Origin of the sequence: Streptomyces sp. NPDC001410, assembly GCF_042895235.1 — a bacterium.
Lineage (GTDB): Bacteria > Actinomycetota > Actinomycetes > Streptomycetales > Streptomycetaceae > Streptomyces.
Genome location: NZ_JBIAWE010000005.1, coordinates 180576 through 206110 on the forward strand (window position 1 = coordinate 180576; position 25535 = coordinate 206110).

Annotated in this window: 23 protein-coding genes; 12 read left to right on the forward strand and 11 right to left on the reverse strand. The window is 71.7% G+C overall.

Annotated elements, in window-relative coordinates; all coding sequences use genetic code 11:
- Nucleotides 1-80: 80 nt before the first annotated feature.
- Nucleotides 81-2084 carry a serine/threonine-protein kinase gene (locus ACFY3C_RS12445; protein ID WP_390770709.1) on the forward strand — a complete coding sequence of 668 codons (2004 nt, stop codon included), beginning with the start codon at nt 81-83 and terminating at the stop codon, nt 2082-2084.
- A gap of 34 nt (nt 2085-2118) precedes the next feature.
- Here the strand turns inward: ACFY3C_RS12445 and ACFY3C_RS12450 are convergent, their stop codons facing one another.
- The 3 genes from ACFY3C_RS12450 to ACFY3C_RS12460 all read right to left on the reverse strand — a co-directional run bounded on the left by ACFY3C_RS12450 (nt 2119) and on the right by ACFY3C_RS12460 (nt 5670).
- The gene (locus ACFY3C_RS12450) at nt 2119-3186 is read right to left on the reverse strand and encodes a hypothetical protein (protein WP_390770882.1); all 1068 of its coding nucleotides are present in this window, start codon (nt 3184-3186) and stop codon (nt 2119-2121) included.
- Nucleotides 3187-3249: 63 nt separating this feature from the next.
- Nucleotides 3250-4500: a nitrate/nitrite transporter gene (locus tag ACFY3C_RS12455; protein WP_390770710.1), complete on the reverse strand. Its 1251-nt coding sequence runs from the start codon at nt 4498-4500 to the stop codon at nt 3250-3252.
- Nucleotides 4501-4593: 93 nt separating this feature from the next.
- The gene (locus ACFY3C_RS12460) at nt 4594-5670 is read right to left on the reverse strand and encodes a Ku protein (RefSeq protein WP_390770711.1); all 1077 of its coding nucleotides are present in this window, start codon (nt 5668-5670) and stop codon (nt 4594-4596) included.
- A 62-nt stretch (nt 5671-5732) separates the two neighbouring features.
- Between ACFY3C_RS12460 and ligD the strand changes: the two genes are divergently transcribed.
- On the forward strand, nt 5733-6614 hold the full coding sequence (ligD, locus tag ACFY3C_RS12465) for a non-homologous end-joining DNA ligase (RefSeq protein ID WP_390770712.1): 882 nt from the start codon (nt 5733-5735) through the stop codon (nt 6612-6614).
- Nucleotides 6615-6847: 233 nt separating this feature from the next.
- Here the strand turns inward: ligD and ACFY3C_RS12470 are convergent, their stop codons facing one another.
- Nucleotides 6848-7651, reverse strand: coding sequence for a nuclease-related domain-containing protein (locus ACFY3C_RS12470; protein WP_390770713.1), 804 nt, complete (start codon nt 7649-7651; stop codon nt 6848-6850).
- Between the two features lie 101 nt (nt 7652-7752).
- Here ACFY3C_RS12470 and ACFY3C_RS12475 point away from each other — a divergent pair, with 101 nt between their 5' ends.
- From ACFY3C_RS12475 to ACFY3C_RS12500, 6 genes are all read left to right on the forward strand, one after another.
- Nucleotides 7753-8259: a dual specificity protein phosphatase family protein gene (locus tag ACFY3C_RS12475; protein WP_390770714.1), complete on the forward strand. Its 507-nt coding sequence runs from the start codon at nt 7753-7755 to the stop codon at nt 8257-8259.
- Nucleotides 8260-8358: 99 nt separating this feature from the next.
- On the forward strand, nt 8359-9093 hold the full coding sequence (locus ACFY3C_RS12480) for a hypothetical protein (protein WP_389181602.1): 735 nt from the start codon (nt 8359-8361) through the stop codon (nt 9091-9093).
- On the forward strand, nt 9090-10325 hold the full coding sequence (locus ACFY3C_RS12485) for an ATP-binding protein (protein WP_390770715.1): 1236 nt from the start codon (nt 9090-9092) through the stop codon (nt 10323-10325). The genes ACFY3C_RS12480 and ACFY3C_RS12485 overlap by 4 nt, the downstream gene beginning before the upstream one ends.
- Nucleotides 10326-10519: 194 nt before the next feature.
- Nucleotides 10520-11881 carry an FtsW/RodA/SpoVE family cell cycle protein gene (locus tag ACFY3C_RS12490; RefSeq protein WP_386581235.1) on the forward strand — a complete coding sequence of 454 codons (1362 nt, stop codon included), beginning with the start codon at nt 10520-10522 and terminating at the stop codon, nt 11879-11881.
- 23 nt (nt 11882-11904) lie between these two features.
- Complete coding sequence (locus ACFY3C_RS12495) at nt 11905-13362, forward strand: penicillin-binding transpeptidase domain-containing protein (RefSeq protein WP_390770883.1); 1458 nt, start codon at nt 11905-11907, stop codon at nt 13360-13362.
- Between the two features lie 45 nt (nt 13363-13407).
- Nucleotides 13408-13893 (forward strand): DUF3291 domain-containing protein, encoded by a 486-nt coding sequence (locus ACFY3C_RS12500; RefSeq protein WP_390770716.1) that lies wholly within the window; start codon nt 13408-13410, stop codon nt 13891-13893.
- On the opposite strand, the gene ACFY3C_RS12505 is transcribed toward ACFY3C_RS12500, so the two are convergent.
- Nucleotides 13877-14707, reverse strand: a complete 831-nt coding sequence (locus ACFY3C_RS12505; RefSeq protein ID WP_390770884.1) for a hypothetical protein — start codon at nt 14705-14707, stop codon at nt 13877-13879. The genes ACFY3C_RS12500 and ACFY3C_RS12505 overlap by 17 nt on opposite strands.
- Before the next feature lie 36 nt (nt 14708-14743).
- Nucleotides 14744-15853: a ferritin-like domain-containing protein gene (locus ACFY3C_RS12510; protein WP_390770717.1), complete on the reverse strand. Its 1110-nt coding sequence runs from the start codon at nt 15851-15853 to the stop codon at nt 14744-14746.
- A gap of 122 nt (nt 15854-15975) precedes the next feature.
- Between ACFY3C_RS12510 and ACFY3C_RS12515 the strand changes: the two genes are divergently transcribed.
- From ACFY3C_RS12515 to ACFY3C_RS12530, 4 genes are all read left to right on the forward strand, one after another.
- Entirely contained in the window at nt 15976-16914 is a 939-nt protein-coding gene (locus ACFY3C_RS12515; RefSeq protein ID WP_386581231.1) for a diiron oxygenase, read from the forward strand.
- A gap of 217 nt (nt 16915-17131) precedes the next feature.
- Complete coding sequence (locus ACFY3C_RS12520) at nt 17132-17782, forward strand: TetR/AcrR family transcriptional regulator (RefSeq protein WP_386581230.1); 651 nt, start codon at nt 17132-17134, stop codon at nt 17780-17782.
- Nucleotides 17783-17792: 10 nt separating this feature from the next.
- Nucleotides 17793-18095 (forward strand): hypothetical protein, encoded by a 303-nt coding sequence (locus ACFY3C_RS12525; RefSeq protein ID WP_390770718.1) that lies wholly within the window; start codon nt 17793-17795, stop codon nt 18093-18095.
- 111 nt (nt 18096-18206) lie between these two features.
- Nucleotides 18207-19271 carry an NlpC/P60 family protein gene (locus ACFY3C_RS12530; protein WP_390770719.1) on the forward strand — a complete coding sequence of 355 codons (1065 nt, stop codon included), beginning with the start codon at nt 18207-18209 and terminating at the stop codon, nt 19269-19271.
- On the opposite strand, the gene ACFY3C_RS12535 is transcribed toward ACFY3C_RS12530, so the two are convergent.
- Genes ACFY3C_RS12535 through ACFY3C_RS12555 form a run of 5 tightly spaced genes read right to left on the reverse strand, consistent with a single transcriptional unit; the run spans nt 19244 to nt 25406 of the window.
- On the reverse strand, nt 19244-20497 hold the full coding sequence (locus ACFY3C_RS12535; protein ID WP_386581225.1) for a styrene monooxygenase/indole monooxygenase family protein: 1254 nt from the start codon (nt 20495-20497) through the stop codon (nt 19244-19246). The two genes, ACFY3C_RS12530 and ACFY3C_RS12535, sit on opposite strands and share 28 nt — an antisense overlap.
- Before the next feature lie 29 nt (nt 20498-20526).
- Nucleotides 20527-21174 carry an ATP/GTP-binding protein gene (locus tag ACFY3C_RS12540; RefSeq protein WP_386581223.1) on the reverse strand — a complete coding sequence of 216 codons (648 nt, stop codon included), beginning with the start codon at nt 21172-21174 and terminating at the stop codon, nt 20527-20529.
- On the reverse strand, nt 21155-21571 hold the full coding sequence (locus tag ACFY3C_RS12545) for a DUF742 domain-containing protein (RefSeq protein ID WP_390770720.1): 417 nt from the start codon (nt 21569-21571) through the stop codon (nt 21155-21157). The genes ACFY3C_RS12540 and ACFY3C_RS12545 overlap by 20 nt, the downstream gene beginning before the upstream one ends.
- Nucleotides 21568-22071 carry a roadblock/LC7 domain-containing protein gene (locus ACFY3C_RS12550; protein ID WP_386581220.1) on the reverse strand — a complete coding sequence of 168 codons (504 nt, stop codon included), beginning with the start codon at nt 22069-22071 and terminating at the stop codon, nt 21568-21570. Before ACFY3C_RS12550 ends, ACFY3C_RS12545 begins: the two co-directional genes overlap by 4 nt.
- Nucleotides 22068-25406 (reverse strand): nitrate- and nitrite sensing domain-containing protein, encoded by a 3339-nt coding sequence (locus ACFY3C_RS12555; RefSeq protein WP_390770885.1) that lies wholly within the window; start codon nt 25404-25406, stop codon nt 22068-22070. The genes ACFY3C_RS12550 and ACFY3C_RS12555 overlap by 4 nt, the downstream gene beginning before the upstream one ends.
- Nucleotides 25407-25535: the final 129 nt, after the last annotated feature.

Consider the following 25535-nt stretch of genomic DNA (forward strand, 5'->3'; position numbering starts at 1 on the left):
TCACCACGGTGCCGGGACAAGCCGCGTGGGGCCCGTGATGCAATGGGTCCGACGGAGCAGATCTCGGTGTGGGGTGGGGCGTGTTGAGTAACAGTGGGCCCGATGCGGGGAGTTTCGAGCCGTTGGAGGACGGCGACCCGCGGTCCGTGGGCGGCTACCGGCTGGTGGCCCGGCTCGGGGCCGGCGGCATGGGGCGGGTCTATCTCTCGCACACCCCGGGCGGACGGGCCGTCGCGGTCAAGGTGATCCGGCCCGAACTGGCCGAGAACACCGAGTTCCGCAAGCGGTTCCAGGCCGAGGTGGCCGCGGCGAGCCGGGTCCACGGGATCTACACCGCTCCCGTCGTGGACAGCGACACCGAGGGGGCCGTGCCGTGGTGCGCGACCGCCTACGTGCCAGGGCCCTCCCTCTCCGAGGCGGTACGCGATCACGGGCCGCTGCCCGTCGACACCGTGCTGCGGCTGATCGCCGGTGTCGCGGAGGCGCTCCAGGCCGTGCACCGCGAAGGCATCGTGCACCGGGACCTCAAGCCGTCGAACGTGCTGCTCGCCTCCGACGGCCCGCGCGTGATCGACTTCGGTGTGGCGCGCGCGGCTGACGCCACCTCACTGACCCAGAGCGGTACGGCCCTGGGCACGGTCGCCTACATGGCGCCGGAGCAGGTGCTCGGTGCGGAGGCCGCCCCCGCGGCCGACGTGTTCGCGCTCGGGCAGACCGCCGTGTTCGCGGCGACGGGCGGCGCCGCGTTCGGTGACGGGGATCCGCACGCGGTGCTGTACCGGGTGGTGCACGCGGAGCCCGATCTCAGCCGTGTGCCGGCCGAGATCCAGGATCTGGTGGCCAGGTGTCTGCGCAAGCCCGCCGCCGAGCGGCCCACCGTCGAAGAGGTCATCCGCTCCGTCCAGGAGATCCAGGCGTACCGCGGTGACGAGGCGCGGTTCGCGTCCGGGGCGTGGCTGCCGGGCGAGTTGGCCGCGGGAATCGAGGCTCGGGCCGCGGACGCCGATCAGGCCCGGGGGCGGGGGCAGGGGCGGGTCGTGGATACGGGTAGTACGACGGCTCAGGCCACTCCCCCCGCGGGCGCTTTCGGGGCATTCGGGGAAGCCAGCGGTCCTGGTACTCCCCAGGCTCCCGGCGCTCCCCAGGCTCCCGGCGCTCCCCATGCTCCCGGCGCTCCTGGCGCTTTTCCCTCCGCCGGTCCCGGTGCGTTCGGGCCGCCGGCCGCCTACGCCCCTACCCCGCCGTCCCACGCCGCGCTGCCCGGGCCCTTCGTCATGGCGCCGGGGGCCGCGCCGGGTGCGTACGCTCCGGTCGGCGGGCCGCAGGCGCAGGTCCCGGCCGACGCACAGACGGCGCCGTTGGCCGCAGGTGGCAAGGGGCGCAAGGGACGGATGTGGCTGTTGTCCGCGGCCGCCGTCGTACTTGTGGCCTGTGGGGCGGCCGTCACCTGGCTGTTCGTTCCGGGGGGCGGTGACAAGGGCGGGGCGCAGGCTCGGGAAGTGGCCGCGTCGCACTCGGCCGCGACCGCCGAGCCGTCGCCGTCGTCGTCGTCCGGCTCGCCGTCCGCCAAGGCTTCGAAGAAGGCGAAGGCCACCAAGTCCGCTGTGCCGCCCAGCCCTTCGGGGCCCCCGACGCCCACGCGGACCGTGTCCTCGGCGCCGCCGAGCACGGCGGCGAGCAAGCCCGCGGCTCCGAAGGCGCCCGTCCCGGTGATGTACGCCGGGATCCGGATGACCAAGAGCCACGACCTGTACCTGGCGGACAGCCCGGTGCGGGCCAAGGCGGACACCGGTACCTCCGACGAGGATCTGACCTACGCCGTCTACTCCTCGGGCGCGGTCCTCGCCCCCGGCACCACCTCCGGCAGCTCGCTCGCCCTGCTGCCCGTGGGGCGGCAGGGGAGCCTGGACGCGTGCAAGGCGGCGACCGGTTACAAGAGCTACGTCTGGGTCAAGGACCTGGCCGTGGGCCAGCAGATGTGTGTCATCAGCGGGACGGGGCACGTGGGGCTGGTGACGTACCGGGGCTCGTCCGGGACGACGTACGCCACTTTGGACGTGAAGGTGTGGCGTAACGCGGCGTAGGGCGTGCCGTCGGCCGCATGCGTCCCGCCAACGGCTATCGCGCGCTGGGGCCCTGCATCGACTCCTCGTCGTCGTTCGCGGCGTACGGGTGGACGAAGTCCTCGTCGTCGTAGGGGGTGAACCAGTCGCCCGCACCGGTGGGGCCGATGTCCAGGTCGTCCTCGGTGAGGTCCCCTTCGATGCTGTCGGCGAAGGCCTCCAGGGCCGCGCCGACGTCCTCGGTCAGGAGGTCGTAGAGGTCGGCCGTCACCTCGGCCTGGGTGAGGAGGAATCTCAGCAGGAGTTCTTCCGCGATGCAGGTCGGACGGGTGGGATGCGGCTGGGTGAGGCGGGCGGTCAGGGTCACCGCCGTGACGGTGAGGCGGCGGGCGAACAGGACGGTGTACTCGTCGGCGAACTGCGGGGGCAGGTCGTCCAGGAGCATGAAGGTGGCGTCGCTCTCGGCCACGGTCGGACCGTCGTCCTCCAGGCTCGCGAGGTCGGTGAAGAGTTCGTCCACCAGGAGGTCGATGGCGAGCACGAGGGCGCCGGCCGCGACCTCCGCCGCCTCCCGGCCGACGGTCCGCTGCTCGGGATCGTCAAAGTAGCCGAAGCAGTCGAGGGGGAAGGCCGCCAGCAGGGGTGCCAGGGCGCGGAGTCTGGAGCGCATGGCCTCGACCTCGGCCGGGTCGAGACGGCCCGGAGCCGGGGCGGGCTCGGCGACCCGGTGGCGTCGGGCGCGTTCCGCAGGGTCGGACGGCGGGGCGTCGGGGCCGTCGGCCGCGTCGAGGCTCTCCTGGAGGAGTTCGGAGTTCAGCTCCACCGCGCACCGGGTGATCTGCCAGTCGGCGAGCGGTTCGGTGCGTTCCAGGAGTTCTGCCACGACCTCACGGGCGGCGTCCTCCGCGAACTCCAGCGCCGGTGCGTCGACGAAGAGCTTCAGCAGGACGCCTCCGGGATGGGCGGCGATGACGTCGTCCATCAGCTCGATCTCCATGCCGTCGGGCCCCTCGATCGCCTCGAGCGAGTCGAACCCCTTCCGCAGCAGGAAGACGACGCCCTCGCGCTGGAGCGCGTCGAGTTCCGGAGCGCCCTTGGGAGGGGCCATGGCCACGGTCACCATGTATGTCACCCCCTCATCGTGCCTGAGTCGTCCCACCTCGGGGGAGGGAATCAGGGGTCATCTTCAGCCGTCGGCCGTGCCTCTCTCTCGGCTGGTGATCCTCGTGGCGGCCGGGCGCCCCGGTTCCGCGGGGGTGGTACCCGCCGTGCGCATACGGCCGTACGCGTACACGCAGCCCGCCAGGGCCAGGTCGGACAGCAGCATGAAGCCGATGGAGTAGGAGTTCTTGGCGCTGTAGACCGCGCCCATCACGAGGGGCGGGACGAAGCCGCCGAGGCCGCCCATCGCGCCGACGATGCCGGTCACGCTGCCGACCTGGGGCTGCGGGGTGACCCGGGAGACCAGGGCGAAGACCGAGCCGCTGGTCGTGCCGAGGCCCGCGGCCGTGAGGAGGAGACAGATCGTGGCGGTGGGCACGAGGGCGGGGTCGAAGGCCTGGACGATCGCCAGCACCGCGACCGTGCCGAGGGCGCAGGCCGTGACCACCGCGGGGTGGACGCGGTCCGCGAGCCAGCCGCCGATGGGGCGGAAGACCACCGTGACCAGGGCGAAGCCGGCGGCCCGGGTGCCCGCGTCGGTGGGGCTGAGGGCGTACCAGGTCTTCAGGTAGGTCGGGAGGTAGACGCCGAAGGCGACGATGCCGCCGAAGCCGATCGCGTAGAGCGCGGACAGTTCCCAGGTGACGCGGAGCCGGCCGGCCTGGGCCAGGCGGGTGGTGAGGGGGCTGGCGGGGATCGTGCGGCCGGGGCGGTCGTTGACGAGGAAGGCCGCCAGGACGGCGTACACGGCGAGCGCGATCGCCATCACCAGGAAGGGGAGGTGGTCGCCGCGGTGGTACAGGCGCGGGGTGAAGAAGCCGGACAGGGCCACGCCGCCCATGCCCATGCCGAAGATGCCCAGCGCCGCGCCGCGGTGGGCGGGCGGGAACCAGGAGTTGACCAGCGGGATCCCGATCGCGAACGTCGTACCGCCGAGGCCGAGGAAGAAGCCCACCACGATCAGCGCCGGGTACGACGTGCTCGCCGGGATCAGCAGCAGTACCGGGATGATCGTCAGGGCGCTGATCAGCGGGAACATCAGACGGGCGCCGTATCGGTCGGTGAGCGCGCCGACCGGGACCCGGCCGAGGGAGCCGACCAGGACCGGGACCGCGACCAGCAGGGACTGGGCGGAGGCGGTCATGTGCAGGTGGTCGTCGAAGTCGGCCGCGAGGGGAGCGATCAGGTTCCAGGCCCAGAAGGTGAGGGTGAAGCCGAGGGTGGCCATCGCCAGGTTGCGCCAGGCGGCGGCGGACGGTCGGTCACCGGTCGTCATCGTCACGCTCCCAGCGGGTCGGTCCACCCCCCTGAGCAGCAGCGTCTCTCATGGTCGGTGATCGGTCCGCGGGCCGCATCCGGACGGCGGACGTCAGGCCGAGCGCTTGCGGGACGCCGTCTTCCTGGCCGGGGTCTTCTTCGCGGTCGTCTTGGCCGTGGACGCCGTCTTCGCGGTCTTCGCCGTGGACTTGGACGTCGTCTTCGACGCGGTCGTCTTCGCGGCGGTCGTCTTCGCCGTCGACTTCCTGGCCGGCGTCGTCTTCTTCGCGGCCGTCTTCTTCGCCGCCGTGGCCGTCGACTTCTTGCCGCCCGTCTCCTTCGGGGTGGCCCGGCCGCGCGCGAGGGGTCTGACCTCGGCCTCCTCGGCCTCCTCGGCCGGGGCCGGTTCCTCGCCCCGGGACTCCCGGGCCGCGCGCACGCTCTTCTCCAGGGCCGCCATCAGGTCGAGCACCTTGCCGCCGGCGGCGGGCTCGGGGGCCTCGGGCGGGGTCTCGCCGGCCGCCTTCGCCGCGATGACCTCCTCCAGCGCCTCGCGGTACTCGTCGTGCAGGTCCTCCAGCTCGACCTCACCGAGGGTGTCCATAAGGGCGTCCGCGAGGTCCAGTTCCTTGTCGCGGACGGTGACGTCCACGTCCGGCGCGACGCCTTCGGGGGCGCGTACCTCGTCCGGCCAGAGCAGGCCGTGCATGGCGATGGCGTCGCCGACCACGCGCAGCATGCCCAGGCGTTCGCGGCCGCGCAGCGCGTACTTGGCGATGGCGACCTTGTTGTTGCGTTTGAGGGCCTCGCGCAGGAGGGTGTACGGCTTGGCGGCGGGGGCTCCGCCGGCGGCGAGGTAGTAGGCCGCGTCCATCTGGAGCGGGTCGATCCGGTCGGCCGGCACGAAGGCGACGATCTCGATCGTGCGGGCGGTCGGGATCGGGAGGTGGGAGAGGTCCTCGTCGCTGATCGGGATGATCGTGCCGTCCGCGTCCTCGTACCCCTTGCCGATCTCGGCCTGGCTGACCTCGCGGTCCTCCAGTTCGCACACCTTGCGGTAGCGGATGCGGCCGTTGTCCTCGGTGTGGATCTGGCGGAAGGAGATCGAGTGGCTCTCGGTGGCGTTCACCAGCTTGATCGGGATGCTGACGAGACCGAAGGAGATGGCGCCGTTCCATATGGATCGCACGTGCAGCACCCTTCCTTTCGGTTTCTGGTGTTACGTGGCTGTATGTCTGGAATGGTCATCCTATGACGCCTATCACCGACGTGGAGGGGCGGCGGGTCGCGCTCAGCAACCTGGAGAAGGTGCTGTATCCGGAGACCGGCTTCACCAAGGGGGAGCTGGTGCACTACTACGCGACCAGCGCCGAGGTGCTGCTGCCGCATCTGCGTGACCGCGCGGTGTCCTTCCTGCGCTATCCGGACGGGCCGGACGGGCAGGTGTTCTTCACCAAGAACGTGCCGCCGGGTACGCCCGAGTGGGTCACGACCGCCGAGGTCCCGCGGTCGGAGGGGCCGGCCCGGATGGTGGTCGTACAGGACCTGGCGAGTCTGGTGTGGGCGGCGAACCTGGTGACCGAGTTCCACACGCATCAGTGGCTGGTCCAGTCGCCGGAGGAGGCCGACCGACTGGTGTTCGACCTGGATCCCGGGGCGCCCGCGACGATCGTGCACTGCTGCGAGGTCGCACTGTGGCTGCGGGAGCGGCTGGCTGCGGACGGGATCGAGGCGTACGCCAAGACGGCGGGGTCGAAGGGGCTGCATGTGCTGGCGGGTGTGCGCGGGGGCTCGTCCGAGCGGGCCAGTGAGTATGCGAAGGCGCTGGCAGTGGAGGCGGAGCGGGCCATGCCGCGGCTGGTGGTGCACCGGATGACGCGGAGTCTGCGGCCGGGGAAGGTGTTCGTGGACTGGAGTCAGAACGCGGGGCGCAAGACCACGGCGGCGCCGTACACGCTGCGGGCGCGGCGGGTTCCGTTGGTGTCTGCGCCGGTGACGTGGGGGGAGGTCTCGGAGTGTCGAGCTGCGGGGCAGATGGAGTTTGTGGCCGGGGACATGGGGCCGCGTCTGCAGGACCATGGGGATCTGCTGGCGCCGCTGCTGGATTCCGGGCGGTCGGTGGTGCTGCCCTGAGGAGGGTTGTTCTCGCCCCCGCCGCCCCTACCCGTCCCATCGAGGGGACTCCGTCCCCTGTGACCCCTGCTGGGGGCTGCCGCCCCCAGACCCCCGCACCGGCCCTGAACGGGCCTTGTCCTCAAACGCCGGACGGGCTGGATTTCACGGGCCCTCGTCCACTCGCCCTCAAGGGTCGGACCAGCTGGATTCCCCGCCCCACAGACCAAACCGACCAGCCTCCGCCACCCCCCTCACAACTTCCCCCACACCCCCCGATCCCGCGCCATCGCATGCAGTGCCTCCACGTCCGCCGGCTTCAGTACTCCGCCCGGGCGGGCCAGGGTCGGCAGGTCGGTGTGGTGGAGGATGCGGACGCCTCGGGGTGGGGTCGTGATGCGTACGTCGGTGGGGTCGACGAGGGCCAGGACGGGGTGGACCTCGGCGGTGAGGGCGTAGGAGGCGCGGTCGGTGGTGGCGCGGAGGCGGCGGAGCAGGGGCTCGGGGTCGTGGCGGCCCAGGGTGACCATCGGGTCGGCCACCTGGACCCGCTGTTTGCGGGCGTAGAGGGCGTGGACGACGTAGAGGCCGCCGGGGCCTATGAGGAGGTGGTGGATGCGGTCGCCGCCCGGGAGGGGGATGGAGTGCAGGGTGTGCCAGCCCGCGCCTCCCAGCTGGTCCAGGGCGTCGCCGACGGCCTGCTCCGCGGTCAGGGCGCGGCGGCGCGGGTCCGGGCGGAGGCGGTGGGCGGGGCCGGGGTCCCGGTCGAGGGCGACGAGCAGGGCCTCGCCGGGGCGGTTGGGCGCGAGGTCGTCGTCCGGGTGCAGGGTCAGCCGGGCCAGTTCCGCGGGTGTGGGCACCGGGGGTGGGCCCACGGTCACCGGGCCGGTCAGGAACGGCTTCAGGGCCTGAAGGACATCCGCCTCGCGGTCCTCGGCGATCAGGCTCACCCGGCCGGTCTCACGGTCGTACCAGGCGATGTTCCCTCCGTCCGGGCCGCAGACGTACAGCCGTTCGTGGCCGTGCCGCCAGGTCGGCACCACGCGCAGTCCGCTCATGCGCCATCACCCCTCGACCATGGGAACAGGCGGGGTGCTCCCACGCAAGAACCCGGTTACCTTGGAGATCGGCCCTGTGAGGGGGAGTTGGGGAGGCGCCGTTGCGGACCCGCGGAGAGCAGCCCGACGTACCGGCTCCGGAGAGTCCCTGGAACGAGATAGAGCCCGGCCTGTGGATGGGCGGGCACGAGTTCCGGGGCCGTTCCGGTCGGCTGGAGTCCGCCGTCGTGCGAGATCAGTTCGACGTGGTGCAGTCGCTCCTGAGGCTGCCGGGGTACGGCCCCGGCCCCAGGACCGAGCATCATGTGTGGCCGATACCGGACGGACCGCTGGACGGCACGCAGCTCGCCGGAGTGATACGGCTGGCGCGAGCGGCGCACGAGGCACTGGACGCCGGCCGCTCGGTGCTGGTCCGCTGCTACCACGGCTACAACCGCTCGGGCCTGGTCGTCGCGCACACCCTGGTCCGGCGGGGTCGCAGCGCCGAGGAGGCGATCGAGCTGATCCGCGCCCGGCGCTCCCCCTGGGCGCTGCACAACGACCTGTTCGTGGAGTACCTGCGCGCGGGACTGGCCACCGCCCGGCTGCTGGAGGAACTGGCCGAGTAGCCTCTCCCCCAGCACCGCCCCGAGTACACAAAAAGGACTTCCCTACGAATAAGGCGTAGGGGGCGGGGCCACTCTCGTCCCCTACACCTCAGGAGCCCCGTGTCAGCCCGTCGCATCGCGCGCACCGCCCTCACCGCGGCCGTCGTCGCCCTGCTGTCGGCGACGGCGGCGGCCTGTGGCGACCGGGGTGACCTGGAGGGCGCCGGGGTGACCCCGACCGCGATGAGCCCGGCGAAGCTCTGGCCGGACCTGCGGCCGGCGTCCAGCCCGGCCTACCCCTACGACGAGGGGAGCACCGAGACCGTCAAGGGCGTCGAGGTGCCGGGCGACGACATCCGCAAGGTCGATCCGGTGGACGTCGTACGGGCCGAGATGGCCGCGCATCCGGACGACTACGGGTCGAAGGGGGCGTACCACGCGACCGTCGAGCGGATGAAGGAGTGCGACGCGGGCGGGGACCGGGCGCGGTGCCCGCTGCTCAAGGCGTACTACCGGGATCTCACCGGGGACGGCGGGGCCGACCTGACGCTCGGCTTCCGGCTGTATCCGACCAACCAGACCGCGGTGCGGGTCTACACGGTGGAGAAGCACAAGCTGGTGCAGGTGCTGGCCGACAACGACGCGATCATCGGCGTCGAGCTGGCCGGCCGGGCGGTGATCGTCCGCTCCCCGGCCGGGATCTCCGGGTACGAGTACCGCACCACCTGGGCCTGGGACCCGGACCAGCGGGCCATGGTGTTCTCCCGGGACGAGTTCCTGCGCACCGGCAAGGGCCGGCACAGCCATGCGCCCTCCCCGTCCGCCAGCACCGCGCCGCCGGTGAGCGCGGGATGAGGCCCACGCTGCCCCGGTGGGCCGGGACGCTCGCGGTGAAGTCGGCCGCGTTCATCGCGGTGATGTGCTGCGCGCTGGCCGCGCTGCTCGGCGTCCTGGTGCATGTGTCGGTGACCAACCAGACCGTCGGCCAGGCCCGCGACCTCGCGCTGTCCCGGCTGCAGGACGCCACCGAGGCGTACGAGGCCGGGGACACGCTGCTGCCGGGTGCCGGGGTGGACCCCAAGGGGCTGCCCGCACGGCTGCGGACGCTCGCGGTGGCCGGGGAGCGGGGCACGATGGTCTCCTCGCACCAGGGACGGCCGACCATGTGGGCGGCGGGGCCGGCGAACGGCCACCGGGCGCTCGCGGTGGAGGTCGACTACTCGCAGCAGGCCCGTACGATCGCCGGGCTCGACCGGTCCATCCTGTGGTCGTCGGGGCTGGCGATCGGGGCGACGCTGCTGGTCGGCGCGTTCGCGGTGACCCGGGTGACGCGGCGGCTGCACGGCACCGCGCAGGTGGCCCGGCGGATCAGCGCGGGCGATCTGGACGCCCGCGTGAACGACCCCCGGACGAAGGACCCGACGCGACCCCAGGACGAGGTGGCCGCGGTCGCGGCCGCACTGGACTCCATGGCGTCGAGCCTGCAGAGCAAGCTGCTGAGCGAGCAGCGGTTCACCGCGGACGTGGCCCATGAGCTGCGCACCCCGCTGACCGGGCTGCACGCGGCGGCCGAGCTGCTGCCGCCGGGCCGGCCGACCGAGCTGGTCCGGGACCGGGTGGCGGCGCTGCGCACGCTCACCGAGGACCTGCTGGAGATCTCCCGGCTGGACACCGGTCGGGAGAAGCTGGAGGTGGACACCGAGGAGCTGGGCGCGCTGGCCGGGCGGGTGGTGCGCGCCTCGGGGACGGACACCGAGGTGCGGATCGTGCGGGACGCCCGGGTGGAGACCGACCGGCGGCGCCTGGAGCGGGTACTGGGGAATCTGGTGGCCAACGCGCACAAGCACGGGGCGTCTCCGGTGGTGCTGACCGTGGACGGGCCCGTGGTGACCGTGCGGGATCACGGGGGCGGGTATCCGGAGTACCTGGTGGCTCATGGGCCGCAGCGGTTCCGTACGGAGGGCGGGGCCAAGGGGCACGGTCTCGGGCTGACCATCGCGGTGGGGCAGGCGGAGGTTCTGGGGGCCCGGTTGTTCTTCGGCAACGCGGTGGGCGGCGGCGCCGTGGCCACGCTTCACCTCCGGTAGGCGGGCGGGTGAGAGCTCGGGGGTACGGGTAATCCGCCGACTGCGGGTCCCCTGCGGCTGGTCGCGCCCGCGCGGCGGAGCCGCACATCGATACAGCCCCGCGCCCCTTTGGGGCACGTCCCTTCCGCGCCACGCTGATACCGGCAACCCGGGCAAACCGCACACAACACGCCCTGTTTGGGTAGGTTCCGGACATGACCAAGGCCGGAACAGCCGTGGCGGCGCCGAAGGCACCCGCCCCCGCCGTACGCCTTCCCCGCCGCCGTGGCATCGAACTGGCCCTGATCGTGCTGGCCGTCCTGCTGTCCGTGTACGGCTACTGTGCCGTGGGCCTGGCGAGGACCGGTACCGTCCCGCCGGGTGCCGCCGGTTACGGCGCCGGACTCGGTGTGCTCGCCCTGTTCGCGCATCTCGCGGTGCGGATCCGGGCACCGTACGCCGACCCGCTCCTGCTGCCCATCGGGGTGCTGCTCAACGGCCTCGGCCTGGTGCTGATCTACCGGCTTGACCTGGAGACGCCGGGCGACCGGGGCGCCCCCGCCCAACTGGTGTGGTCCACGCTCGGGGTGGGCCTGTTCATCGTCGTCGTGCTGGTGCTGCGCGACCACCGGGTGCTCCAGCGCTACGCGTACGTCTGCGTGGTCGCGGCCCTGGCGCTCCTCCTGCTGCCGATCCTCTTCCCGGCGGTCAACGGCGCCCGCATCTGGATCCGGATCGCCGGATTCTCCATCCAGCCGGGCGAGTTCGCGAAGGTGCTGCTGGCGGTGTTCTACGCCGCCTACCTGGCCGCCAACCGCAACGCGCTCGCCTACACCGGCCGCCGGCTGTGGCGGCTGCAGTTCCCGACCGGGCGGGTGCTCGGGCCGATCGTGACGATCTGGCTGCTGAGCGTCGGGGTGCTGGTGCTGGAGCGCGACCTCGGGACCTCGCTTTTGTTCTTCGGGCTGTTCGTGGTCCTGCTGTACATCGCCACCGGCCGCACCGGCTGGATCGCGGTCGGTCTGGTGCTCGCCGTGCTCGGCTCCTTCGCCGTCGGCCACTTCGAGCCGCACGTGAACGGCCGGATCGAGGACTGGCTGCACCCCTTCGCCACCATCGAGGCCGGGCAGGGCCCCAACCAGCTGGCGCAGTCCCTGTTCGCCTTCGCGGCGGGCGGCATCCTCGGCACCGGGCTCGGGTTCGGCCACTCCATCCTCATCGGCTTCGCCACCAAGTCGGACTTCATCCTGGCGACGGCGGGCGAGGAGCTGGGCCTCGCGGGCCTCGCGGCGATCTTCCTGCTCTACGGCTTGCTCGTGGAGCGCGGCTACCGGGCGGGCCTCGCCCTGCGTGAGCCGTTCGGCCGACTCCTCGCGGTGGGCCTCGCCTCGATCCTCGCGCTCCAGGTGTTCGTGATCGCGGGCGGGGTCACCGGTCTGATCCCGCTGACCGGCATGGCGATGCCGTTCCTCGCCCAGGGCGGTTCCTCGGTCGTCACCAACTGGGCGATCGTGGCCCTGCTGATCCGGGTGAGCGACTCGGCCCGCAGCCAGTACGACGGCCAGGAGGCCCCGTGACCGAGTACGGTGGCGGCCGGCCGATGGCCCGCTACATCCGGCACGCCTGGGCGTTCTGCGCCCTGCTGCTGGCGGCCCTGCTCGTCAACGCCGCCCGGGTGCAGGTGGTCCAGGCGGGCTCCTACGACGCCAACCCGGCCAACCGCCGCCCCACGATCGCCCGTTACCAGCAGCCGCGCGGCGACATCCTGGTCGGCGGTGAGCCGGTCACCGGCTCCAACGACACCGGCGAGCAGCTGCGCTACGAACGCTCCTACCGCGACGGCCCGTTGTACGCGCCGGTCACCGGCTTCGCCTCGCAGATGTACGGCAGCACGTTCCTGGAGGACACGGAGGACGGGGTGCTCTCCGGCACCGACCCGATGCTGTCGCCGTTCCCGCTGTGGAACGACGTGACGCGGAAGCCGAGTCCGGGCGGGGACGTCGTCACGACCATCGACCGGGACGCGCAGCAGGCGGCGTACCAGGGGCTGCACGGGCGGCGGGGCGCGGTGGCCGCGATCGAGCCGACCACGGGCCGCATCCTGGCGCTGGTGTCGACCCCGTCGTACGACCCCGCGGAGCTGTCCGGCAACAGCGAGGCGACGGCCTCGGCGTGGGCGCGGCTCAACCACGACCCGGAGAAGCCGATGCTCAACCGGGCGGTGCGGCAGACCTATCCGCCGGGGTCGACGTTCAAGGTGGTCACCGCGGCGGCGGCGCTGGACGCGGGTGTGGTCACGGACCTGGACGCGTCCACCGACTCCCCCGACCCCTACCGGCTGCCCGGGACCAGGACCCGGCTGACCAACGAGGGCGACGGCTGCGCGGACGCCTCGCTGCGGGAGGCCTTCAAGTGGTCCTGCAACACGGTGTTCGCCAAGCTGGCCGTGGACGTCGGGGCGGCGGACATGTCGGCCACGGCCCAGGCGTTCGGCTTCAACGACACCCGGCTGAGCGTCCCCTTCGAGGCCGCCCCCAGCACCTTCGACACCCATGTGGACAAGGCGCAGCTCGCGCTGTCCTCGATCGGGCAGTACAACACCCGGGCGACCCCGCTGCAGATGGCGATGGTCGCGGCGGCCGTCGCCAACGGTGGCCGGCTGCGGACGCCGTACCTGGTGGAGCGGACCACCCGCCATGGCGGCGAGACGCTCACCGGCGGCGGGATGCGGCCCGACCGGCAGGTGATGCGCCCGGACACGGCCGTGCGGCTGCGGGAGCTGATGACCGACGTGGTCACGGACGGCACCGGCACCAACGCGGCCATTCCCCGGGCCGTGGTCGGCGGCAAGACCGGCACCGCCCAGCACGGCGTCGGCAACTCCGGTGTGCCGTACGCCTGGTTCGTCTCCTGGGCGCAGGCCGACGACGACCTGGAACCGAGGGTCGCGGTCGCGGTGGTGGTCGAGGACGCCTCGGCGGACCGGGGCGAGATCAGCGGCGGCGGGGACGCGGCACCGATCGCCCGGGAGGTGATGCGGGCGGTTCTCGGCCTGTGAGACGGGGGGTACCGCGACCCGGCACAGCCGACCTACCGTTCGGTCATGACGCATGCGCCGGCCGCCCACGAACTCGCCCAGGTCAACATCGCCCGCCTCAAGTTCCCGTTGGACTCCCCCGAGTTGAAGGACTTCGTCGACGCGCTCGACCCGGTGAACGCCGTGGCGGACGCCGCGGACGGGTTCGTCTGGCGGCTGGAGAGCGACTCCGGCAACGCGACCGACATCCCCGTCCTCGGCGACGAGTGGCTGATCATCAACATGTCGGTGTGGCGGGACAGCAACGCGCTGACCGCGTTCATGTACCAGGGGCAGCACCGGGAGTTGCTGGCCCGGCGCCGAGAATGGTTCGAGCGGGTCTCCGAGGCGATGGCCACGCTGTGGTGGGTTCCCGCCGGCCACCGCCCGACCGTCGCCGAGGCGGAGGAACGACTGCTGCACCTGAGGGAGCACGGCCCGACGCCGTACGCCTTCACGCTGCGCACGTCGTTCCCCGCGCAGGAGGCGACGGCGGTCAGCCGATCGGCTTGATCATCTCGTCGCGGACCTTGAGGGTGTTCCGGGCGGCGGCGTCGAGGTCCACGTCGGCGGAGTCCTTGCGCTGCAGGTCGACCTCGCCGATCACGGCCGCCGTGTTGCCGTCCGCCCAGGCGCAGACCGGGTAGGTGATCGTCACCAGTGACTGCTTCTGGGTGAGCACCTCACAGCTGATGGTGACGTCGGAGCCGGACGGGGTGACGTCCTTCTCGGGTTCGACCACCGTCACGCCGTTGGCCTCGGTGGCCCCCTTGAGCATGTTGCTGCGGACGTCGTCCTCGTTCTTGAACCGGCCGTACATGCTCGACACCAGCAGCATGCCCTTGGAGTCGTCGCCGCCCGGGCTGTAGCGGCCGACCAGGGCGTGGACGTCCTTGGCGTCCCAGGCGCCGTCGGCCTCGTCCTCGACCTTCTGCCCCTGGCTGTCGGAGAGGTCGTCGGCGAGGACGTACTTCCCGTCCACCAGCTCGTGGGGCAGGGTGAGCTTGTTCTCGGCCGCGGGGAAGTCGGTGCCGAGCACCGCCCCGACTCCTCCGAGGCTGCCGAGCACGGCCAGACCGATGACCCCGCCGATGATCCCCAGCGCCAGACCGGGCCCGCGCTTCTTCGGAGGCGGACCCATCGGCGGCGCGCCCCAGCCGGGGTACGGCTGCTGCGGGTAGGGCTGCGGAGGGTACGGCTGCTGCTGGGGGTACGGGGAGCCGTACGGCCCCGGAGGCGGCGGGGCCTGTGGCGGCTGCTGCCCGTACGGGTACTGCGGCTGCTGGGGCTGGTACGGGTACTGGGGCTGCTGCGGCGGTGGAGGCATGGACACGCCAGAACGCTACTGCACCGGGCGGGCGGGTCAGACCTCGCCCGCCCCCGACTCGATCGCGTCCCGCACCTCGGCGACCCGCTCCCGCTCCTCCGCGGCGAACCGCTCCGCGTCCAACTGCTCGGCGATCTCCTCGTCCTGGGCCATCAGCAGGTCCAGGTTGGAGTCGCCCATCTCGAAGACCCCCATGTCGACATAGGCCTGCTGGAGCCGCTTGCCCCACAGGCCGATGTCCTTGACGCAGGGCACGATGCGGCTGAACAGGAGGCGGCGGAAGAGCTGCAGGAACTCGGAGTCCGCGCTGATCCGCTCGGCCTCGGCCCTGGCGATGCCGAAGTTCTCCAGCACTTCGATGCCACGCAGCCGGTCGCGCATCAGATAGCAGCCCTCGATGACGAACTCCTCGCGCTCGCGCAGCTCGGCGTCCGTGAGCTGCTTGTAGTAGTCGCGCAGGGCCATGCGCCCGAAGGCCACGTGCCGGGCCTCGTCCTGCATGATGTAGGCCAGGATCTGCTTGGGCAGGGGCTTGTTGGTCGTGTCCCGGATCATGCCGAAGGCGGCGAGGGCGAGCCCCTCGATGAGGACCTGCATCCCGAGGTAGGGCATGTCCCAGCGGCTGTCGCGGAGGGTGTCCCCGAGCAGCGACTGGAGGTTGTCGTTGATCGGGTAGACCATCCCGATCTTCTCGTGCAGGAAACGGGCGTAGATCTCGGCGTGCCGGGCCTCGTCCATCGTCTGGGTCGCCGAGTAGAACTTGGCGTCCATGTCCGGCACCGACTCCACGATCCGCGCCGCGCAGATCATCGCGCCCTGCTCGCCGTGCAGGAACTGGCTGAACTGCCAGGACGCGTAGTGCTGCCGCAGCTCACCCTTGTCCCGGTCGGAGAGCTTGGCCCAGTACGGGGTGCCATACAGGGACATCGACTCCTCGGGGGTGCCGAGCGGGTCGTACGGGTCGACCTCCAGGTCCCAGTCGATCCGCGTCTGCCCGTCCCACTGCTTGTCCTTGCCCTTCTGGTACAGGGCGAGCAGGCGGTCCCGGCCCTCGTCGTACTCCCAGCTGAACCGGGCCGCGCCACTGGCGGGTACCTGCCAGAGGGGGTCTCCGGGGTTGTCCGTGTACAGGTCATGCGTCGGCATACCTCGCAGGTTCACACGTAGACACCGAGTCAACAAGTCATGCGCAGGGGATTGACGGTCTTGCTGACAGGCAGTCTCATAAGAGGCGGACGACGTACCCCGGGTAACGAGGTGAAAGAGCCATGACGACCCTGACGGAAGCGGACGCGCTCGACGGGCTGCGCGACGCGCTCGGCCTGCTGAAGGACCGCGAACAGGTGGCCGAACGGCTGCTCGTCTCTTCCGCCAAGCACTCCTTCGACCCGGACAAGGAGCTGGACTGGGAGGCGCCCTTCGAGGAGGGCAAGTGGTTCTGGCCGCCGGAGCTGGTCTCGCTGTACGGCACGCCGATGTGGCAACGGATGAGCGAGGAGCAGCGGATCCTGCTCTCCCAGCACGAGGCCGCGGCGCTGGCCTCGCTCGGCATCTGGTTCGAGCTGATCCTGATGCAGCTGCTGGTCCGGCACATCTACGACAAGGCGGCGACGAGCGCACACGTCCGGTACGCCCTCACCGAGATCGAGGACGAGTGCCGGCACTCGAAGATGTTCGCGCGGCTGATCGCGCGGGGCGACGCCCCCTGGTACCCGGTGAGCCGGGCGCACCAGAACCTCGGCCGCGTGTTCAAGACCATCTCCACGACCCCCGGTTCCTTCACGGCCACGCTGCTCGGCGAGGAGGTGCTGGACTGGATGCAGCGGCTGACGTTCCCGGACGAGCGGGTGCAGCCGCTGATCCGGGGGGTCACGCGGATCCACGTGGTCGAGGAGGCCCGGCACGTCCGCTACGCCCGCGAGGAACTGCGCCGCCAGATGCTGACCGCTCCGCGGTGGTCGCAGGAGTTCACCCGGGTCACGTCCGGTGAGTTCGCCCGGGTCTTCTCGATCGCCTTCATCAATCCCGAGGTCTACACGAACGTGGGTCTGGACAAGCGGGAAGCGATGGCCCAGGTGAAGGCGAGCGGGCATCGACGGGAGGTCATGCAGACGGGCGCGAAGCGGTTGACGGACTTCCTGGACGACATCGGGGTACTGCGGGGGGTGGGGCGGCGTCTGTGGAGGTCGTCCGGGCTGCTGGCTTAGGCGGGGGCTGGGCGGGGGTGGGGCCGCTCACCGGCACTGGCAGGATGCCGCTGCGCCCACCCTCCCCCAAGCGGCACGACTGCCCGCAGCTATGCACGGAGCCATGGCAGCGGGCGGTGCGGCGAGTACCTAAGGGGCGCGGGGAACTGCGCGACAAGCCCCCGCGGACCCGCAGCCGCCCACGCCCCGAACCCTCACGGCGATTAGGCTGCTGGCCATGACCCCGGCCGCCTCCCCCGCCTACCGTCGACTCAGTGTCGAGGAGCGGCGCAGCCAGCTCCTCGCCGCCGCCCTCACACTCTTCGCGCACCGCGCCCCCGAGGACGTCTCGCTCGATGACGTGGCGGAGGCGGCCGGGGTCTCCCGTCCGCTCGTGTACCGGTACTTCCCCGGAGGGAAGCAGCAGCTGTACGAGGCCGCGCTCAGATCGGCGGCCGAGGAGCTGCAGCTGTGCTTCGACGAGCCGCTGCACGGCCCTCTGCTGCCCCGTCTGTCCCGGGCTCTCGACCGCTATCTGACCTTCGTGGACGAGCACGACACCGGCTTCAGCGCGCTGCTCCAGGGCGGCAGCGTGGTGGAGACGTCGCGGACGACCGCCATAGTGGACGGGGTGCGCCGGGCCGCCGCCCAGCACATCTTCAGCCACCTCGGCGTCTCCTCCCCGGGCCCGCGGCTGCGCATGACCGTCCGGATGTGGATCACGGCGGTGGAGGCGGCCTCCCTGATCTGGCTGGACGAGGGCAAGCAGCCCCCGGTCGAGGAGCTGCGCGACTGGCTGGTCGAGCAGTTCGTGGCCGTCCTCACGGTGACCGCGGGCCGCGACCCGCAGACGGCGGACCTCGTCGGCGCGCTCGCCGAGGATGGCTGAGACTGAGACCGTGAAGAGTCAGGACACCCCCTTCGAGGGCGGCCCCATGGACGGGCGCGTGCTGCCCGTACTGCTGGGCATGACCGGCCACCCGCCGAAGACGTACCGCATCCCCGTCCCGGACGCGGCCGGCGGCCCGCCCACCGTGCTCGTGTACCGCCGCGTGCCGAGGGAGCACAGCAAGAAGCTCGGTCTGACGCAGGGGTGGAAGTACCGGTACGACCCCGAGGGGAGGCCGGCGAGCAAGGTCAGGTGGCCCTGGTCCAAGCCGGACGAGAGCCCGTCCGGCAAGCCGGATGACGCCTCCGGGTGACAGGGTTACGCCGAACCGCGTAGGCAGCGCACACACATCTCCGTACATGTCTGATTATCGCCGTGCGGCGACAGGCGGAGGGTCCGCCCGTTCCGCAGCGGAGGTGATGACATGTCAGGAGTGCTTCTGCGCCTGGCCTGTACGGCCGCGGTGGCGGCCCAGGCCGTCCTCGCGCCCGCGCCGGCGGTGGCCGCGCCCGAGCCGCAGCGGCCCGTCTCCGAGCTGCTGACGGATCTTCAGCAGCTTTACCGGCAGACCGAACAGGCCACCGAGACCTACAACGCCACGGCGGAGCAGCTGGGGAAGCAGCAGGCCGAGGTGGACCGGCTCGACGGCGAACTGGCCCGGGCCCGGCTCGCCCTGCAGGGCAGCAGGTCCGACGCCGGACGCCTGGCCCGGCAGCAGTACCAGAACCGCAGCGACCTCTCCCCCTACGTACGTCTGCTGCTCGCCCCGGACCCCCAGCACGCCCTCGACGAGGGCCATGTCATCGGACAGCTGGCCCGCGAGCGCGCCGAGACGGTGGACCGGCTGGCCGGCACCGAGAAGAAGAAGGACGCGCTGGCCAGGGCGGCCCGCAAGGCGCTGGACACCCAACAGACCCTCGCCGCACGACAGAAGAAGCAGCGCGACGACGTGACGACCAGGCTCGCCGACGTCGAACGGCTCCTCGCCTCCCTGACCCCGGAACAGCTGAGCGCGATCGCCCGGCTGGAACAGCAGGGGGTCACCCAAGCCCAGGACAAGCTCGTGACCTCGGGCGCCCTCGGCAGGGCCGCGGTCCCTTCCTCGGCCGAGGGCGAGCGGGCGGTCCGCTACGCGATGGACCAGATCGGCAAGCCGTACCAGTGGGGAGCGGCGGGCCCGAAGTCGTACGACTGCTCGGGCCTCACCTCCCAGGCCTGGGACCACGCGGGCACGCCCATCCCCCGTACCAGCCAGGAACAGTGGGACCGCCTGAAGCGAATCCCGCTGACCGACCTGCGCCCGGGCGACCTGGTGATCTACTTCCCGGAGGCGACGCACGTGGCGATGTACGTGGGGGACGGAAAGGTCGTACAGGCACCGAGACCGGGCGAGAAGATCAGGATCTCCCCGCTGGCGTCCAATCCCGTACTCGGTGCCGTACGCCCTGACGGCTCCCGCGCTCAGGCTCCGGCGACCGAGGCCAGGTAGGCCTGCGTCTTCTCCGGCTCGTAGAAGAAGTTCTCGAAGTCGGCCGGATCGTTGAAGGCGTTGGCGAATCGATCCGCCACCGGCTGCAGCTGCCCCGCCGCACCGATGAGGTTCAGGATGTGCTCCGGCGGCGGCGCCAGCATGGCGTTGGTCCACTTGGTGACGTGCTGTGCCGTGGTCCAGTACCGGTCGAACGTGGCGCGCATCCACTCCTCGTCGAACGGCTTGTCCTCCCGCTCCAGGATCGAGGCGAGGTACGCGGCCGCGCACTTGGAGGCGGAGTTGGAACCCTGGCCCGTGATCGGGTCGTTGGCGACGACCACGTCGGCCACGCCGAGGACCAGACCGCCGGAGGGCAGCCGGCCGATGGGGTTGCGCACGGTCGGGGCGTACCGGCCGGCCAACGTGCCGCCGGCGTCGGTCAGTTCGACCTTCGTGGCGCGCGCATGCTCCCACGGAGTGAACTTCTCCATGAGTTCCAGGGTCAGGGAGAGGTGCTTCGCCGGGTCCTTGACGCCGTTGAAGACGTCGAGCGGGCCGCCGGGTATGCCCTCCCAGAACAGGATGTCGGCACGGCCCGAGGTGGTGAGCGTCGGCATGATGAACAGCTCGCCGACCCCGGGGACCAGGTTGCAGCGGACCGCGTCGAACTCCGGGTGCTCCGGGCGCGGACCGAGGCCGTGGACGTACGAGACGGCCAGCGCGCGCTGCGGCTCGCTGTACGGGGAGCGCTCCGGGTCGCGGGTGAACATCGAGACCAGCTCGCCCTTGCCCGCCGCGACCAGGACGAGGTCGTAGGTGCGGGAGAAGTAGTCGAGGTCGCCGACGGCCGCGCCGTGGATGACCAGCTGGCCGCCGCGCTGGGCGAAGGTCTCCATCCAGCCGGCCATCTTCACCCGCTGGTCGACCGACTGCGCGTACCCGTCGAGCTTGCCCACCCAGTCGATCGCCCGCTGGGTCGGACCGGGGTCGTGCGAGCCGGGGGCCGCGACCGAGACGCCGAGTCCTTCGATCTTCGGGGCCTGGGACTCCCAGAAGTTCAGCTGGAGATCGCGCTCGTGCTGCAGTGCCGTGTCGAACATGCACTGCGTCGACATGACCCGGCCGGAGCGGATCTCGTCCGCGGTCCGGTTCGACATCAGGGTGACCTCGTAGCCGTGCGACTGCAGACCGAGGGCGAGCTGGAGTCCGGACTGGCCGGCTCCGACGACGAGTATCTTCCGCATGCGGGTGTGTCTCCTACGGGGGCTGGGGACTACTCGGGGGTTTCGTCCAGCGCGTGGCCCACCAGGGCCAGGAGGGTCTCGATCACCGAGATCCGGCGCCGCGCGTCCATGATCATGACAGGGATGTGCGCGGGGACGGTCAGCGCCTCGCGTACGTCCTCCGGCTCGAACAGCTCGCTGTCGTCGAAGTGGTTGACCGCGACGACGTACGGCAGTCCGCAGCTCTCGAAGTAGTCCAGTGCGGGGAAACAGTCCTTCAGGCGGCGGGTGTCGGCCAGGACGACGGCGCCGATCGCGCCGCGCACCAGGTCGTCCCACATGAACCAGAACCGCTGCTGGCCCGGCGTGCCGAACAGGTAGAGCACCAGGTCGTCGTCAAGGGTGATGCGGCCGTAGTCCATGGCCACCGTGGTGGTCAGCTTGCCGGGCGTGGCGGAGAGGTCGTCGGTGCCCTCGCTCGCCTCGGTCATCAGCGCCTCGGTCTGCAGCGGTTTGATCTCCGAGACGGTCGTGACCAGCGTGGTCTTGCCGACGCCGAAGCCGCCCGCGACCACGATCTTCGTCGCGACGGGGGCCCGGTCCCGGTCCTTCTGCCAGGCCTTCAGATCCTCGTCGGGCTCGGCGAAACCGGCGACGAGGGGGGTGACGCCGGTGGCGTCAGAGACGGCGGAGTCCACTCAGCACCCTTTCCAGCAGAACGCGGTCCGGGCGGCCGGTGCCGTGACCCGTTCCGGTGCCGTACACACGGATCTTTCCCTGGTCCGCGAGATCGCTCAGCAGGACGCGGACCACGCCGAGCGGCATCCTCAGCAGCGCGGCGATCTCGGCCACCGTGCGCATGCGGCGGCACAGTTCGACGATGGCCCGCATCTCGGGCATGACCCGGGTGGCGAGGGAACCGTTCGTCAGTTCCTTGCGCTCCTCGGGGGCCTCCAGGGCCGCCACGAAGGTCTCCACGAGGAGGACGTGGCCGAAGCGGGTACGGCCGCCGGTGAGCGAGTAGGGGCGGACGCGGGCTGGTTTGCGGTCGCCGCCGCGGACCGGGAGCTGCTGCTTCCCTGCCGGGCCGGTCATCGGGTGCTCCCCGTCGTCGTCGGCTCGGCCTCCAGGGATTTCCTCAGCTCGCTGCGGAGTTCGGGGGTCAGGACGTGGCCGGCACGGCCGACGAAGAGCGCCATGTGGTACGCCACCACGCTCATGTCGCACTCCGCGGAGCCGTGCACGCCGAGCAGCGAGCCGTCGCTGATCGACATCACGAAGAGGCTGCCCTCGTCCATCGCGATCATCGTGTGCCTGACGCCGCCGAACTCCAGGAGACCGGCGGCGCCGATGGTGAGGCTGCCGATGCCGGAGACGATGGTCGCCAGGTCGGCGGAGGAGCCCCGGGGGCCCTTCGCCGCCTTCCTCCGGCGGGACTCGGCCGTGCGGGCGGGGTCGGAGGAGAGCAGGAGCAGGCCGTCCGAGGAGACGACTGCGACGGACTGGATGCCGGGTACTTCCTCGACCAGGTTGGTCAGCAGCCAGTGCAGGTTGCGGGCTTCACTGCTCAGGCCGTAGGTACTGGGCGCGGTCAACTGCTTGCCTCCTCGGCTGTGCCCCCCGTGGCGTGTTCGGTGTGTGTGGCGATCTCTGCCTCTACGTCCCTGTAGCCGGCCTGTGCTCCTTGGCGGAAGCCTCCGAGTCTGCGGCGGAGGGCTTCGGCGTCCACGGATGCGCTGCGCTGGCGGGGCGGGGCTGTGGGCGCGGTGATCCTGGGTGTGCGCTTGGGCAGGCCCTTGCTGGTGAGCGCCTCGGCTTCGCCTTCGGCGTCCTCGCTCCCACCCGCACCACCCGTGCGGCTTTCGTCGTCGAGTGCGGGTGGCCCCAGCGGGGCCCGCTCGCCGTCGGCGGTTGCGGGTGCGTGGGAGGCCGTGGGCGCGCCGTGGGCCTCGGGCGCGCCGTAGGACTCGGACGCGTCGTGGGCCTCCCGTGCGTGGGAAGCGGCGCGGGCGCCACGGGACTCGGGTGCCTCATGAGTCGTGTGCGCATCGTGGGTCTCGGGCACGCCGTAGGACTCGGACGCGCCGTGGGCCTCGGACGCGCCGTGGGCCTCGCGTGCGTGGGAAGCGGCGCGGGCGCCACGGGACTCGGGTGCCTCGTGAGCCGCGGGCGCATCGTGGGACTCAGGTATGCCCTGGGCTTCGGGTGCGTGGGAAGCCGTGCGGGCCACGCGGGGCTCAGGTACTTCGTGAGCCTCGGGCGCATCGTGGGACTCGGGCGCGCCGTGGAACTCAGGTGCGCCGTGGGCCTCGGGCACGTGGGAAGCCTCGCGGGCGCCACGAGCCTCAGGTGCCTCGTGCGCCGGGGGCGCATCGTGGGACTCAGGTGCGCCCTGGGCCTCGCGTACATGGGAAGCCGCGCGGGCCTCGCGGGACTCCGGTGCCTCGTGGGCCGTGGGTGCGTCGTGGGACTCGGGCGCGCGGGCGGACTCGGGGGCGTCGTGGGACTCGGCGGCCTCGGAGTCTGTCGGGGTGTCCGGGAGCAGTAGCTCCATCGTTGTTTCGGCGAAGGTTTCTGCCGGTTCCTTCGGGCGGGTTGCCGATTCCTCGGTGGTCGGCTCGTCGGGCTCCGGCCTGGTGTGGGCCTCCAGGGCCTCCGCTTCGCGGGCGAGCTTCTCCGCCAGCGCCACCAGCGGGTCCGTGTCCTTGTCCGGGTCCTTCGTGCGGGCGTGCAGGACGTTGGAGTTGGCCTCGGCGTCGGCGCCGGGGAAGGAGATGGCCTGGGTGGCGTCCGAGAGTCCGGCCGAGGGCGGGACCGCCGCCGCGGGGGCCTCGGCGAGGAGGGACTTGGGCAGGACGACGACCGCCGCCACCCCGCCCTGCTTCTGCTCGCGCAGCTGGACGCGGACGCCGTGCCGGTGGGCGAGGCGGGCCACGACGTACAGGCCGAGACCGAGGCCGGCCTCGCCCTCCTGGTCGTACGGCGAGGCGGGGTCGAAGTCGGTGAGGCGGGCGTTGAGGCGGTCGAGCCGGTCGCCCGCCAGGCCGATGCCCTCGTCCTGGACGGAGAGCATGACCTCGCCGGATTCGAGGAGCCAGCCGGAGACCTCGACGGGCAGGTCCGGCGGGGAGAACGAGGTGGCGTTCTCCATGAGTTCGGCGAGCAGGTGGGAGAGGTCGTCGGCCGCGAAGCCCGCGACATGGGCGTGCGGGGGCAGGGCGGCGATGCGGACCCGCTCGTAGCGTTCGATCTCGCTGACCGCCGCCCGTACGACGTCCACCAGCGGGACCGGTCCGTGGTGCTGCTGGACGTGTTCGGTGCCGGCGAGGACCAGGAGGTTCTCGCTGTGGCGGCGCATGACCGTGGCGAAGTGGTCGAGCTTGAAGAGGGTGGCGAGCCGCTCGGGGTCCTGTTCGCGCTCCTCCAGGCCCTCGATGACCGCCAGCTGGCGCTCGACCAGTCCCAGGGTGCGCAGGGCGAGGTTGACGAACGTACCGCCGATGCTGCCGCGCAGCCGCTCCAGCTGGGCGGCCGACTCGTCGAGTTCGGCGCGCAGCTCCTCGCGGGCATCGGCCATCTTCTGCCGCTGGCCCACCAGGTGCTTGCGGTCGGTCTCCAGGGTGGTGACCCGCTCGTGCGCGGCGGCGGTCTGCTCGTGCAGGGATACCGCGTGCGCGTGCAGGGCGTTGACCGAGCGGACGACCTGGGCGAACTCGTCGTTGCGGCCGGTGAAGGCGATCGGTTCCTGGGTGACCGGGTCCTCGGCCTCACCCAGGCGGGCCGAGCCGCGGCGCAGGACCGACAGCGGGCGGGTGAGGGTGCGGGCCATGGCGGTGGCGATGCCCACGGTGACCAGCATCAGGACACCGAGGACGGCGACGCGGATCTCCAGGGCGGTGACGTCGTCGTCCCGGAGCGCCGCGAGGTCCTTGGTGCGGTGGTCGTAGAGGGCCGACTCGGCGCCCCGCATCAGGTCGACACGGGCGGACAGGGCCGCGTCCAGCTTCTTGACGCCGGTGGTCGACTCGCTGCCGCTGAACGTCGGCTGGTCGGTGAGGGCGGCCAGATACTTCTCCGCCGAGTTGACCTCGGGGCCGGTGACCGTGGAGTCGTACGAGGCCACCGCCGCCTTGGGGGCCGTCTCGCGGAAGTCGGCAAGGGCCGCGTCGGCGCGCAGGCGGGCCTGCTGGGCGGCGGCGGTGAGCGCGTCGCGCTGCCTCCGGTCCGCCTCGTTCGTGGTGGTGGTCGTGGTGGGCAGACCGGTGGTGGGGTTGATCACCGTCTGGGTGCTGGACGGGATGTTCAGCGCGGCCAGCAGCAGGCCGCGGGCGGCCGCGGACTGCTGGACGGCGGAGTCCAGTTCGGCGAGGGAGTAGGCGCCGGAGCCGGCCCGCGGGGGCAGCTGGTCGGCCAGGTCGTCGGCGAGCCGGTGCAGCTCGCTGATGGTGGCCGAGTACGCCTGGTGGGTCTGCAGCGCGTTCGTCTTGCCGGTGAGGGCGGCGCGCCGGACGGCCGCGATGGCGTCGAGGTCGGTGCGCAGCGCGGCCGGGGTGTCGGTGTCGGCGCGCAGGTCGTCGACCTGGCGGTCGACGCGGGCGCTGCGCTGCTCGGAGGGTGCCTTGGCCTTGGGGCGGCCGGCGGCGATGTAGGCCGTGACCTCGTCGCGTTCGTCGGCGAGCGAGTGGGCGAGTGCGAGCGCGTCCTGCGTGCGGGCCGCCAGCGTCACCAGGTCCTGCGAGTCGCTGAGGTCCTGGGAGGCGGTGAGCAGCGCGGGCGCTCCCGCTCCTGCGATGGCCGCGGCCACCACGGCCACGGCGACGATCAGCCGGGTGCGCACATGAGTGGGGCGGCCGGTGCCCACGGGGGTCTGCTCGGCGACCCCCTCGGGGGCCGTCTGCTTGTTTGTGCGCCGAGGCCGCTTCATCTGCACCGGTGCTCGCATTCCTGAACTCGTCTACCCAAGGGCCCGGGTGGCGCCCCGTGATCTCGGTACCAAGTGGTGCGTACACCCCCGGTTCGTACGGTTCCCGACCCTTCCAGCGCCGGTGAGCAGTGGTCG

Excerpts from the sequence above, each read along its gene's own strand:
- ACFY3C_RS12450 (WP_390770882.1), bottom strand. The coding sequence starts at position 3,186 with ATGGTGACCGTGGCCATGGCCCCTCCCAAGGGCGCTCCGGAACTCGAC.
- ACFY3C_RS12455 (WP_390770710.1), bottom strand. The coding sequence starts at position 4,500 with ATGACGACCGGTGACCGACCGTCCGCCGCCGCCTGGCGCAACCTGGCG.
- ligD (WP_390770712.1), top strand. The coding sequence starts at position 5,733 with ATGACGCCTATCACCGACGTGGAGGGGCGGCGGGTCGCGCTCAGCAAC.
- ACFY3C_RS12470 (WP_390770713.1), bottom strand. The coding sequence starts at position 7,651 with ATGAGCGGACTGCGCGTGGTGCCGACCTGGCGGCACGGCCACGAACGG.
- ACFY3C_RS12485 (WP_390770715.1), top strand. The coding sequence starts at position 9,090 with ATGAGGCCCACGCTGCCCCGGTGGGCCGGGACGCTCGCGGTGAAGTCG.
- ACFY3C_RS12490 (WP_386581235.1), top strand. The coding sequence starts at position 10,520 with ATGACCAAGGCCGGAACAGCCGTGGCGGCGCCGAAGGCACCCGCCCCC.
- ACFY3C_RS12495 (WP_390770883.1), top strand. The coding sequence starts at position 11,905 with ATGGCCCGCTACATCCGGCACGCCTGGGCGTTCTGCGCCCTGCTGCTG.
- ACFY3C_RS12500 (WP_390770716.1), top strand. The coding sequence starts at position 13,408 with ATGACGCATGCGCCGGCCGCCCACGAACTCGCCCAGGTCAACATCGCC.
- ACFY3C_RS12505 (WP_390770884.1), bottom strand. The coding sequence starts at position 14,707 with ATGCCTCCACCGCCGCAGCAGCCCCAGTACCCGTACCAGCCCCAGCAG.
- ACFY3C_RS12510 (WP_390770717.1), bottom strand. The coding sequence starts at position 15,853 with ATGCCGACGCATGACCTGTACACGGACAACCCCGGAGACCCCCTCTGG.
- ACFY3C_RS12515 (WP_386581231.1), top strand. The coding sequence starts at position 15,976 with ATGACGACCCTGACGGAAGCGGACGCGCTCGACGGGCTGCGCGACGCG.
- ACFY3C_RS12520 (WP_386581230.1), top strand. The coding sequence starts at position 17,132 with ATGACCCCGGCCGCCTCCCCCGCCTACCGTCGACTCAGTGTCGAGGAG.
- ACFY3C_RS12530 (WP_390770719.1), top strand. The coding sequence starts at position 18,207 with ATGTCAGGAGTGCTTCTGCGCCTGGCCTGTACGGCCGCGGTGGCGGCC.
- ACFY3C_RS12535 (WP_386581225.1), bottom strand. The coding sequence starts at position 20,497 with ATGCGGAAGATACTCGTCGTCGGAGCCGGCCAGTCCGGACTCCAGCTC.
- ACFY3C_RS12545 (WP_390770720.1), bottom strand. The coding sequence starts at position 21,571 with ATGACCGGCCCGGCAGGGAAGCAGCAGCTCCCGGTCCGCGGCGGCGAC.